Source organism: Streptomyces katrae (assembly GCF_002028425.1).
Classification (GTDB): Bacteria; Actinomycetota; Actinomycetes; order Streptomycetales; family Streptomycetaceae; genus Streptomyces; species Streptomyces katrae_A.
Genome location: NZ_CP020042.1, coordinates 3,524,953 through 3,536,363, shown reverse-complemented (window position 1 = coordinate 3,536,363; position 11,411 = coordinate 3,524,953). Strand labels below are relative to the sequence as shown.

The 11,411-nt window shown below is 75.5% G+C and carries 9 protein-coding genes; 8 read left to right on the top strand and 1 reads right to left on the bottom strand.

Translation table 11 applies throughout. The features are described 5' to 3' along the window. Window positions 1–69: 69 nt before the first annotated feature. The 8 genes from B4U46_RS15885 (at window position 70) to B4U46_RS15850 (ending at window position 10,602) form a co-directional block, all read left to right on the top strand. On the top strand, window positions 70–303 hold the full coding sequence (locus B4U46_RS15885) for a hypothetical protein (protein ID WP_079428030.1): 234 nt from the start codon (window positions 70–72) through the stop codon (window positions 301–303). Between the two features lie 110 nt (window positions 304–413). Continuing rightward, window positions 414–998 (top strand): hypothetical protein, encoded by a 585-nt coding sequence (locus tag B4U46_RS15880; RefSeq protein ID WP_079428028.1) that lies wholly within the window; start codon window positions 414–416, stop codon window positions 996–998. Between the two features lie 89 nt (window positions 999–1,087). Then, window positions 1,088–1,330 carry a hypothetical protein gene (locus B4U46_RS15875; RefSeq protein ID WP_079428026.1) on the top strand — a complete coding sequence of 81 codons (243 nt, stop codon included), beginning with the start codon at window positions 1,088–1,090 and terminating at the stop codon, window positions 1,328–1,330. 22 nt (window positions 1,331–1,352) lie between these two features. After that, window positions 1,353–2,693 (top strand): type VII secretion integral membrane protein EccD, encoded by a 1,341-nt coding sequence (eccD, locus tag B4U46_RS15870; protein ID WP_167747643.1) that lies wholly within the window; start codon window positions 1,353–1,355, stop codon window positions 2,691–2,693. A gap of 16 nt (window positions 2,694–2,709) precedes the next feature. Continuing rightward, window positions 2,710–4,311, top strand: coding sequence for a hypothetical protein (locus B4U46_RS37395; protein ID WP_079428023.1), 1,602 nt, complete (start codon window positions 2,710–2,712; stop codon window positions 4,309–4,311). After that, entirely contained in the window at window positions 4,308–8,342 is a 4,035-nt protein-coding gene (eccCb, locus tag B4U46_RS15860) for a type VII secretion protein EccCb (RefSeq protein ID WP_079428021.1), read from the top strand. Before B4U46_RS37395 ends, eccCb begins: the two co-directional genes overlap by 4 nt. 116 nt (window positions 8,343–8,458) lie before the next feature. Continuing rightward, window positions 8,459–9,874 carry a DUF6177 family protein gene (locus B4U46_RS15855; RefSeq protein ID WP_079428019.1) on the top strand — a complete coding sequence of 472 codons (1,416 nt, stop codon included), beginning with the start codon at window positions 8,459–8,461 and terminating at the stop codon, window positions 9,872–9,874. Window positions 9,875–9,987: 113 nt separating this feature from the next. Continuing rightward, window positions 9,988–10,602: a hypothetical protein gene (locus B4U46_RS15850; RefSeq protein WP_079428017.1), complete on the top strand. Its 615-nt coding sequence runs from the start codon at window positions 9,988–9,990 to the stop codon at window positions 10,600–10,602. A gap of 51 nt (window positions 10,603–10,653) precedes the next feature. Here the strand turns inward: B4U46_RS15850 and B4U46_RS15845 are convergent, their stop codons facing one another. After that, window positions 10,654–11,361 (bottom strand): response regulator transcription factor, encoded by a 708-nt coding sequence (locus B4U46_RS15845; RefSeq protein ID WP_079428015.1) that lies wholly within the window; start codon window positions 11,359–11,361, stop codon window positions 10,654–10,656. Window positions 11,362–11,411: the final 50 nt, after the last annotated feature.

The window sequence follows — 11,411 nt, the reverse complement described above, 5'->3', positions numbered from 1 at the left end:
CTTGAGGTGTGACGTGCGTGGCCGGGCAGGGAGCGCCGTTCAGACCGGCCACGCCGATGGGGAGGGTCCGTGATCACGACCGAGCCGGTGGGGGAGTGGTTCTGGGAGCCCTCCCCCGTGCTCGACGCCGAGCCGCCTTCGGGGCGGGCGTGCCGTGGCTGTTGTGGTTCCGGGCGGCCCTGCGGGGCGTTGGAGGCGCTGGAGGGCTGCCTCGGCAGGACCGGGGACGGCGCGTCCGTCGGGGCGGTCGTGCACGAGGCGGCCTCGCTGGACGCGCTCGAGGACCTCTCCGGGAGGTACTGAGGGTGCCGACCCCGACAACCCGCCTGTCCACTTGGAGGGCGACAAGATCGCGCAGCGGCCCTTGGGCAAGATGGCGCCCGAACGCGAAGCCGACGTCACGGAGGCCCGACGTGATCGAGCCCGGACTGGAGCCGGCGCTCGCGACGGCCGCACGGATGTCCGCCGTCCTGTCCGCACACGGTCTGCTCGATCCACACGCCCTGGAGTGGAGCTGGTTCGAGGTCGGCAAGGGCGGTCTCGGCATCGACAGCGGGCTGAGCCTCGTCAGCAGGTCCCTGGGTGATGAGAAGCTCGCGGACGAGATCCGCGGCTGTCGGCCGGTCGGGCACCCCCGCGCGGAGATGACGGGGTTCGTCGTGGTCGGAACGGGCGTGTGGTTCGACGCCGAGGGGACCGCCCGCCGGGAGGAGCGCCTGGTCGAGCTCCTGGTGTCGCCGGACGCCATCGGACCGTCGGCGGAGGTGTCCGTGCACCATGACGTGTGGGCCACCTGCGACTTCCGCGGCAATCCGCATCCCGCCGTGCACGCGCGCAACGCTCCCCGCCTCGCCGCGGCGCTGCGGGAGCTCGACGCGTTGCTGGGGGTCGAGGCCGAGCCGGGGGAACCCGGCTATTTCGGCATGGCCAAGGCTTACGGGCTTGAGGGCGTGGAACTCGTCGACGGCCGGGGCACCGATCTCACCGACTTGCTGTAGCCGGCCGTGCGGCGCAGCCGGAGGAGCGGGTTTCGCCGTCGCCAGGGGCCTACTAGCGTTCGGGGCCGACAGGGAGAAGGGAGGCCGGGGTGGCGGCTGAGGACTACGACAGCCAGTTGCTGGAGTCCGTCGCGGTGCGGCGGCGCAGGCTGCGGGACGCCGTGCTGTTCGGGGCCCAGCGGGGCCGGCGGGTGGCCGACGAGCGGATCGGCAAGGCCGTCGCCGGGCTGGTGATCGCGGCCGTGCTGTGCGCCGGCTGCGTCGGCTGGTCGTTCGTCTCGCACCGGCTGATCGGCAAGGTCGGAACGCCGGGGCAGGTCCGTACTCGGTGATAGGTTCGAGCGCGTGGTGAGCATGGGGGCGGGAAGCGGTACAGCACTCAGCCGGATCACCCTGGTCGGTGAGCGGCGGCGGATGGATCTCGTCCTGCCCTCCCAGGAGCCTGTCGGGCGGCTGTTGCCCGACGTCATACGGATGCTGGACGACCGGGTGGCCGCGCAGCCGATGCTGCGTCATCTGGTCACGGCCGACGGGTCCGTACTGGAGCACGGGGTCTCGCTGGAGGACGCGGGCGTCGCCGACGGGGCCGTCCTGCGGCTCGTGCGGGTGCAGGACGTGCCGTCCGCGCCCGTGGTGCACGACGTCACCGACGAGGCCGCCGAGGACCTGGACGTACGGGCCTGGCGCTGGCGGCCGTCCGCGCGGCGGGTCACCGCCGGGGCCGGGATGGTGCTGTGGGCCCTGGTCGCCGGCTGGTTCGCCCGGGCCGCGTTCGCGCCGGGCACCGTCGCCGGGGTGCTGCTGGCGACCGCCGCCGGGTGCGGGATCGCCGGGGCCGTCGCGGGCCGGATGAAGGGCTCCGGGCTCGCCGCCGCGCTGCTCGCGACCGCCGGCACCGTCGGGGTGCTCGGGGCGTGGACCCTGGGCGACGCGCAGCACTGGGGGGCCATGGGCCGGCTGGGTGCCGTGGCGCTCGCGCTGGCCGTGGGGCTCGTGCTGCTGGGGTGGTTCACGCGGCTGGGGCGGGGCGGGTTCGTCGGGGCCGCCGCGGTGGCCGGGCTGACCGTGATCTGGGAGGGCGTGGCCCTGGTCCAGGGGCACGCGGGCGCCCGTACCGGAGCCGTGCTCGCCGTGGTCTGCGTCGTCCTGCTCGGACTGCTGCCGAGGCTCGCGCTGGCCGCGGCCGGGCTCACCGGGCTCGACGACCAGCGGGCCCGCGGGGCCTCCGTCAGCCGGTACAAGGTCGCCACCGCCCTCGGCGCCACCCACCGGGGCCTGGCCCTGGCCACCCTCGCCACCGCCGTCTCGGCGGGCGCGGCCGGGGTCCTCGCGCTGACGGAACCCGACGTCTGGACGGTCTCCCTCGCCTCGGCGGTCGCCGCCGTGCTGTGGCTGCGCGCGCGGGCGTTCCCGCTGGTCGTGGAGGTGGTCGCGCTGCTGCTGGCGGGGGCCGCCGTCACCGTGGCCGCCCTGCTGGTGTGGGCCGGGCGGGCCGGTGCGGCCGGGCCGCTGGCCGTGCTGCTGGCGCTGGCCCTGGCGGCGCTCGGGGTGCTGGCCGTCCAGCCGCCCGAGCACGTACGGGTCCGGCTGCGCCGGTTCGGGGACGCCGCGGAGTCCTTCGGGGTCATCGTGCTGTTCCCGCTGCTCATCGGGGTGTTCGGCGTGTACGGGCGGCTGCTCGGCACCTTCGCGTAGGGGTTGCGACTCAGACATGTCAGACACGAACCGCCAGGACGACTGGCAGGCCGGCGTTCTCGGTGAACTGACGGGCACGGGCCCCTCCGCCGCGACCCCGCCGACCGGTGACGGCCGCTGGACGGAGACCGCCCCGCCCGCCGCCCCCGTACCGCCGCAGACCGGCCACCCGGCTCAGGCCGATGCCTTCCCGGCCTCGGGCGGCCCCGCCCCCGGCCAGGCGTACGAGGCCCCCGGCGGGGCGGTCGCGGACCGGGGTCCCGGCCAGGGCCCCCGCCCGGGCGCCCCGGCCCCCGGCCAGGGCCCCCGCCCGGGCGAGGCCTTCCCGGCGTCCGCCGGCCGGCCGTATCCGGCGCCCGGCGGGCCCGTCCCGCAGGCGGGTCCCGGCCAGGGCCCCCGGCCGGGCGAGGCGTACCCGGCCCCCGGCCAGGGCCCCCGCCCGGGCGAGGCCTTCCCGGCATCCGCCGGCCGGCCGTATCCGGCGCCTGGCGGGCCCGTCCCGCAAGCGGGTCCCGGCCAGGGCCCCCGGCCGGGCGAGGCGTACCCGGCCCCCGGCCAGGCGTACGCGCCGTCCGCCGCCGGTGCCGGGCCGTGGGAGGAGGCCGCAGCGCCCGTCCCCGGGCCGCGTCACCAGCAGCCCGCCTACCAGCAGCCCCAGCCGCAGCCCCGCCCCAGCCGCCGGGCCGCACCCGAGACCGTGCCCGTCCTCGGGGCCGGCGCGCCCCTCGGGCGGCCCCGGCACGGGGACCCCCTGATGCGGCGCACCCTGCGGACCCTGCGCGGGGCCCTCGGGTCCTCCGCCGCCAAGGCCGTCGCCGCCGAGACCGGGCTCGCCGCTCAGGTGCAGCAGCCCGTCACCACCGGGCGGCACATCGTCGTCACCAGCATCCGCGGCGGCTCCGGCAAGACCACCGTCACCGCCCTCCTCAGCCGCACCTACAACCACTTCCGCCACGACCCGGTGCTCACCCTGGAGGCCGACGCCGCCCTCGGCACCCTGCCCGTCCGGCTCGGTGTCGAGTCCCTGCGCTGGACCTGCGGCGACCTCGCCCAGATCGTCCGCCCCTCCATGCAGCTCACCGACATCACCGGCTACCTCGTCCCGCTCCCCGACGGCGGCTGGCTGCTGCCCGGCAGCCAGGGCCGCATCGGCGCCCAGGTCGACGTCGCCACCTACCGGACCGTCATGGTCGCCCTGCGCCGCTACTTCGGCGTCACCGTCGTCGACTGCGAGACCCTTCCCGGCGAGGTCGCCCGGACCGCCCTCGACACCGCGCACGCCCGCGTCCTCACCACCCCCGCCACCGCCGAGGGCCTCGTCTCCACCCACGCCGTCCTCGACTGGCTCGCCTCCCTGCCCGTGCCCGTCCTGCCCCGCACGGTCGTCGTGCTCACCGTGCAGTCCCCGCACCCGGCCGTCGACCTCGCCAAGGCCACCGAGAGGCTCGCCGCCACCGGCGCCGGCGTCGTCGTCCTGCCCTACGACCGCCACCTCGCCTCCGGCGGCGCCGTCCGTACCGACCTCCTCGGCGAAGGCACCCGGCAGGCCGCCGTCCGGCTGGCCGCCGAGGTCCTGCAGCGGGCCGTGGCCCTCCCGGCGGCCGGCGGCGCCCGGTGACCCAGCAGCTCGTCCACCGCCCGGCCCGCGGCACCCTGCCCCTCGCCCCCGGCGAACCCCGCCTGGTCGAAGCCCCGCCGAACCTCCCCGAGGGGAAGATCGGCAGCCCGGCCACCGCCCTGCTGCCGATGGCCGGCGTCATGGGCTCGGTCGTGATGATGACCGTCGTCCGCAACAGCCAGTTCGCCGCCGTCGGCGCGATCGTCCTGGTCTTCGCGCTGATCGGCGCCATCGCCCTGTTCTGGTCCCAGCGCGGCAAGGCCCAGCGCACCCGCCGCGCCCAGCGCGAGCGCTACCTGGAGTACCTGGAGGAGCAGCGCGAGGAACTGGGCGCCCGCGAGAAGGCGCTGCGCGAGGAGGCCCGCCGCCTCAACCCGCCGCCGGAGGCCCTTTACGACCTCGTACGCAGCCCCGCGCGGCTGTGGGAACGCCGCCGCACCGACGCCGACTTCCTGTGCCCCCGCCTGGGCACCGGGGCCGTCGCCGTCCAGGAGATCGCCCTCGCGTCGGGCGCCGGGAACGTCCTCACCCCGCCCGACCGGTTCATGCTCAACGAGGCCGGCGCCCTCATGGCCCGCTTCGCCCGCGCCAGCGACTTCCCGCTGACCGTCCCCCTCGACCGGGCCGGGAACGTCAGCATCATCGGCGACCGCGAAGGCGTCCTGAGCGTCGCCCGCGCCCTCCTCGCGCACACCGCCGTCCTGCACGCCCCCGACGACGTGGCCATCGCCCTCGGCGTGCCCGGGGAGCGGCTGGACGACTGGGAGTGGGCCAAGTGGCTGCCGCACGTCCTCGACCAGCAGGAACAGGACGGGCCCGTCGCCGCCCGACGGATCGCCCCCAGCCTGCCCCAGCTCGCCGCCGGGGTCCTCGCCCCCGACCTGCGCCGCCGCGCCTCGTACGCCGCCGAGGTGCGCCGCGGCCTGTCCGACCGGGGCGCCCTGCGGCTCGCCGGCCGGCTGCTCGTCGTCAGCGACGAGTACGGGGGCAACGCCGTCGAACTGCCCCGCCCCGACACCGCGGTGGGCCTGGCCGACATGAACACCACCGTCATCCACCTCCTCGCCGAACAGGTCCACGAACCCGACGAGGTGGCGATACGGATCACCGTCACCGGCTCCGGCGGCCCCGACGGCTGCCACGTCACCGTCCGCGACCTGCGCACCCCGCAGGCCCCCGCCGCCGAGGGCCTGACCGACGCCCTCGGCCCGGCCACCGCCGAGGGCCTTGCCCGGATGCTCGCCCCGCTGCGGCTGTCCGCCGAGTCCGTCGCCGAGGGCACCCCCGTCTCCGGCACGGTCGACTTCATGGGCCTGCTCGGCATCACCGACCCGGCCCGGCTCGACGTGGACCGGCTGTGGGCGCCCCGCAGCGAGCGGGACTTCCTGCGCGTCCCCGTCGGCATCGACGACCGCCACGGCCCCGTACTCCTCGACCTGAAGGAGTCCTCCCAGCTCGGCATGGGCCCCCACGGCCTGTGCGTCGGCGCGACCGGCTCCGGCAAGAGCGAGCTGCTGCGCACGCTCGTCCTCGCCCTGGTCGCCACCCACGCGCCCGAGGACCTCGCCATGGTCCTCGTCGACTACAAGGGCGGCGCCACCTTCGCCCCCTTCGAAAAGCTCCCGCACGTCGCCGGCGTCATCACCAACCTGGAGAACCAGGCCGGGCTGGTCGAACGGGTCCACACCAGCCTCGCCGGCGAGGTCAAGCGCCGCCAGCAGGTCCTCAAGGACGCCGGGAACGTAGCCGACATCGGCCACTACGCGGTCCTGCGCGCCGAGAAGCCCGAACTGGAGGCGCTGCCGCACCTGTTCGTCGTCATCGACGAGTTCGGCGAACTCCTCACCGCCAAGCCCGACTTCATCGACCTGTTCCTGTCCATCGGCCGCATCGGCCGCTCCATCGGCGTGCACCTGCTGCTCTCCAGCCAGCGCATCGAGGGCGGCAAGCTCAAGGGCCTGGACACCTACCTCTCCTACCGGCTCGGCCTGCGCACCTTCTCCGCCGACGAGTCCCGCACCGTCCTCGACACCACCGACGCCTTCCTGCTGCCGCCGCTGCCCGGCTTCGGCTACCTCAAGGTGGACACCTCCACCTACACCCGCTTCAAGGCCGGCTACGTCTCCGGCCGCTACCGGGGCCCGGCCGCCGGGCCCGGCGCCGCCGAAGAGGGCCCCCTCGCCCTGGCCTACCCGACCTTCAACACCCTCCAGGACGAGACCGGCCCCGCCGGGCCCGCCGAGGAGAAGCCCACCGCCACCGCCCGCGAGACCGGGCCCAGCGTGCTCTCCGTCATCGTCGACCAGCTCGCCGACGCCGCCCCGCCCGTCCGCCGCATCTGGCTGCCCCCGCTGCCCGACGCCATCCCCCTCGACGTCGCCGCCGGCCCCCTGTCCGTCACCGAGCACGGGCTCCGGCTCGGCCCCGGCGGCACCGGCCCCCTCGACAAGCCGCGCCGCGCCCCGCTGCGGGTACCGCTCGGCGTGCTCGACGACCCGGCCCGGCAGTGGCGCGGCCCCTGGGAACTCGACCTGACCGTCGCCGGCGGGCACACCGCCGTCACCGGCGGCCCCCAGTCCGGCAAGACCACCCTGCTGCGCACCCTCGCCCTCTCCCTGGCCCTGACCCACACCCCGCAGGACATCGCGATATACGGCCTCGACCTGGCCGGCGGCGGCCTCGCCGCCCTCGCCGGACTCCCGCACGTCGGCGGCATCGCCGGCCGCGCCGACCGCGAGCGGGCCGCCCGCACGGTCGCCGAGGTACGGGCCATGCTCGCCGTCCGCGAGCAGCTGTTCCGCGAGCACTCCATCGACTCCGTCGACCAGCTCCGGGCGATGCGCGCCAAGGGCCTGCTGCCCGAGCTCCGCTCCACCGACATCGTCCTGCTCGTCGACGGATACGGGGCCCTGCGCGAGGAGTTCGACTCCCTCGACGACGCCGTCACCGACCTGCTCAAGCGCGGCGGCGGCTACGGCATCCACGTCGTCGCCGGCATGCTGCGCTGGAACGACGTCCGCATCGCCAACCAGTCGCTCTTCGGCGGCCGCGTCGAACTGCGCCTGGGCGACCCCTCCGACTCGGCCATCGACCGCAAACTGTCCGCGACCATCTCCGCGGACACCCCCGGCCGGGTCCTCACCGACGGCAAGCTCTTCGCCCAGACCGCGCTGCCGCGCATCGACTCCCGCGACGGCACCACCGACCTGGCCGCCGCCCTGGAAGAGGCCGCCGGCACCGTCAGCGCCACCTGGCACGGCGAACTCGCCTCCCCCGTACGCGTCCTGCCCTCCCGGCTCCCCGCCGACCGGCTGCCCTCCGCCGACGAGGAACCGCACCGCATTCCCGTCGGCGTCGACCAGGACGTCCTCGCGCCCGTCCTCCTCGACCTGTTCGGCCAGGACCAGCACCTGCTGATCCTCGGCGACAACGAGTGCGGCAAGACCAACCTCCTCGCCCTCGTCGCCCGCCAGCTCATCGCCCGCTACGGCGAGGACGAACTGGTCTTCGCCGTCTACGACCCCCGGCGCGGGCTGCGCGGCGTGGTTCCCGAGCCCTACCGGGGCGGCTACGCGCACAACGCGAAGATCGCCGCCGCGCTGTCGGCCGGGATCGCCAAGGAACTCGACAAGCGGCTCCCCGAGGACGGCCTCGACCCCGACGCCGATCCGGGCGAGGGCCCCGGCTTCGCCGGACCGCGCATCGTGGTCCTCGTCGACGACTACGACATCCTCACCACCGCCGGACAGCAGCCGCTCCAGGCGTTCGTGCCGTACCTGCCCTCCGCCCAGGACATCGGACTGCACTTCGTCATCGCCCGCCGCGTCGCCGGCTCCTCCCGGGCCCTGTACGAACCGCTGCTGACCACCCTGCGCGAATCGGGCACCGCCGCGCTCGTCATGAACGGCGAACGCTCGGAGGGCCAGCTGTTCCCGCAGCTGTACGCGAGCGCCCAGCCGCCCGGCCGGGGCACGCTGGTGCGGCGCGGCCGCCCCCACCAGGTCGTCCAGACCGCCCTGGGGAGCCCCTGACGGATCCCCGCGATACCTGACGGATCCCCACGACGCCCGACGGATCACGGATCCCCACGACGCCACGGAGACCCGGCAGCCCCCCAGCCCCGCCGACCAGGAAGCGCCCCGACACCGTGACCAAGGACGTCATCGCCCTCACCCCGAAGATGCCCGACGCCGCCGCCCTGCTGGTGGCCCTCGCGGCCGGCGGCGCCGACCTGGACGCGGCGAGCACCGGCGAGGGGGCCGTCGTCCAGCTGCTCGGCGCGGGCGGCCGGCCCCTGGTCTCGGTCGAGGCGCCGGTGCTCGTCCAGGTACCCGGGGAGGCCCAGCGGCTCCTCGGCACCCCGGCCGAAACCCCCGTCTGGTGGACCGAGACCCGCGCCTCCACGGCCGTGCCCGAGGCGGCGGAGCTCGCCGGGGCCGTCGCCGGACGGCTCGCCGAGGTCCTGGGCGGGTCCGTCTGGCCCGAGGGGGCCGGCCGGGTCACGACCGTGCCCGTCACCTCCGAGGCCTCGGCGGCGCCCGCACCGGCCGGAGCCCTGCCCACCGTCGACGTGGTCACCGAATCCACCGCCGTCGTCCTCGCCGACCGGCCCGTCGTCCCGCTGACCGCCTGGCTGTCGGACGTCCTGCGCACCACGGCCGCCTTCGGCGCGGCCCTGCACATCGTCACCCCCGCCCACTGCCGGCTCAGCCTGCCGCTGCGCACCGTGCTGACCGGCGCGCCGAACCGGTGGGTGGTCCAGGACCCCGACTGCGGCTACTACGACGGCCTCTCCGGAGCCGTACTGGCCTGGCAGGACGGCACCTTCGCACCCGCCCGCGACGAACAGGGCCAGGCCCGGCTCGCCGGAGCCTTCCAGCGGCCCGCCGCCGCGGCCGGGGAGCGGCGGCTGACCGTCCACCTGCGCACGGAGCACCCCGCCGAGGCGGACACCCTGCTCGGCGGCGCGCTGGAGACCGCCTGGCAGACCCTCACCGGCGCCGGCCCGGCCGGCTGGGGCACCGCCGAACCCGTCAACCTGCCCTGGTCCCCGCGCCAGTTCACCGGCCTCGCCCGCAGCCGGATGCCCGAGCCCACCCTCGTCACCGCCGTCGGGCGGCCGGAGCGGCCCGCGCTGGCCACCGTCCGCGTCACCCGCACCGCGACCGGGGTCGAGGAGGACGTCACCCTGTCCCTCGGGTACGGGCCGGCCGAGGAAGTGCCGCTCGGCGCGGTCGAGGAGCTGGCCGAGGCCCTGGTCGGCGGGCACGGCCTGGTCAGCATGCTGGTCTCGGTGGGTCCCGGCCGGCGCGACCTGAGCCTGACCCCCCGCTTCACCGCCCCCGCCGTACCGGTGTCCTACACCCTGGGGGCCCGGGGCGTCACCGAGGTCACCCTCACGCAGGCCCGGCGGCCCCCGCTCGCGCTCAAGCCCGTACAGGTGGGCCCGGAGCGCAGGCCCGGCCTGCACTACCCGCTGGGCGACGGCACCGGCCCCGAGGCGTGGGAGGCCCTTTCCACCTTGCTGACCCACCTGCGCACGGCGGTCCCCCCGCTGCCGTAGGCCGGCCGGGGTAACTCGCTTATGAACACATGAATCCGACGGCTGTTCGGGGTAGGGCCGGACGGGACGGACCCTCGATCCGGTCCGCGCCCCGCAACCGAAGGACAGCGCCGATGCACCTCTCCCGCCCGGCCCGCCTCGCCGCCCCCGCCGTGGCCGCGCTCGCCCTCACCACGGTCCTCGCCGGCCCGGCCTCCGCCGCCCCCGCGGTCGTGTCCCGCGACAACAACCAGGTGGTCTTCACCGCGCAGCCCGGGGAGACGAACACCGTCACCTTCAGCACCCCCGGCGGCTGGCTCCAAGTGGAGGACAAGACCAGCAGGATGGTCCCGGGCTCCGGCTGCTCCCGGTTCAACAACGACCCGCACATCATCCGCTGCGGACACTCGGCGGCCGTCACCCGCCTCCAGGCCTCGCTGGGCGACCGGGACGACGTGGTCAGGAACGAGACGTCCATCCCGGCTGACCTGACCGGCGGGCCGGGCGACGACGTGCTCATCGGCGGCAGCGGCCCCGACCGGCTCATCGACTCCGACGGCTGGAACGCCGCACCCGGCTCCAACACCTTCGACGGGCGCGGCGGCAACGACACGATCGTCAGCCGCAACGGCGGCTACGACAAGATCGACTGCGGCGAGAGCCTCGCCGACCTCGACATCCTCCTGGCCGACGAGGCCACCTTGGACCACCTCGTCCCGAACACCTGCGAGTACGTCCGGCGCGGCTAGCCCGCCCCACCGCGCCCGCCACGCGCCGCCCCGCCCACCGCGCCCGCCGGGCTACAGCTGCGGGCCGCCCCCGGCCCGCACCAGGCCCGTCTCGTAGGCCAGCACCACCACCTGCACCCGGTCGCGCAGCCCCAGCTTCGTCAGGATCCGGCCCACGTGCGTCTTGACCGTCGCCTCCGACAGCACCAGCCGCCCCGCGATCTCCCCGTTCGACAGGCCCTGCGCCACCAGCAGCATGACCTCCCGCTCCCGCTCGGTCAGCCGCTCGATCTCCTTGTTCTCCGGCTCCTGCGCGGTCGTCGGCAGCATCGGCGCGAACCGGTCCAGCAGCCGCCGCGTCGTCGACGGGGCCACCACCGCGTCCCCGCTGTGCACCGACCGGATCGCCGCCAGCAGCTCCGCGGGCGGGACGTCCTTCAGCATGAAGCCGCTCGCCCCCGCCTTCAGCCCGGAGAAGGCGTACTCGTCCAGGTCGAAGGTGGTCAGGATGATCACCTTCGGGTGCTCGTCCGGCGCACAGATCCGCCGCGTCGCCTCCACCCCGTCCAGCCGGGGCATGCGCACGTCCATCAGCACCACGTCCACCTTCGTGGCCCGCAGCACCTCCAGTGCCTCCAGGCCGTCCCCGGCCTCCGCGACGACCTCCATGTCCGGCTGGGCGGCGAGCACCATACGGAAGCCCGTGCGCAGCAGCACCTGATCGTCGACCAGCATCACTCGGATGGAGTTTCCCGAAGCGGTTGCATGAGAGGCAGTCATGCAGCCAGGGTACGCAGCCGATGACGGTGCGGGCTGTCGCGCGTGCGAGG

What these genes read in the sequence shown, in the direction of transcription:
- eccD (WP_167747643.1), top strand. Translation starts at nt 1,353, where the DNA reads ATGGGGGCGGGAAGCGGTACAGCACTCAGCCGGATCACCCTGGTCGGT.
- B4U46_RS37395 (WP_079428023.1), top strand. Translation starts at nt 2,710, where the DNA reads ATGTCAGACACGAACCGCCAGGACGACTGGCAGGCCGGCGTTCTCGGT.
- B4U46_RS15850 (WP_079428017.1), top strand. Translation starts at nt 9,988, where the DNA reads ATGCACCTCTCCCGCCCGGCCCGCCTCGCCGCCCCCGCCGTGGCCGCG.
- B4U46_RS15845 (WP_079428015.1), bottom strand. Translation starts at nt 11,361, where the DNA reads ATGACTGCCTCTCATGCAACCGCTTCGGGAAACTCCATCCGAGTGATG.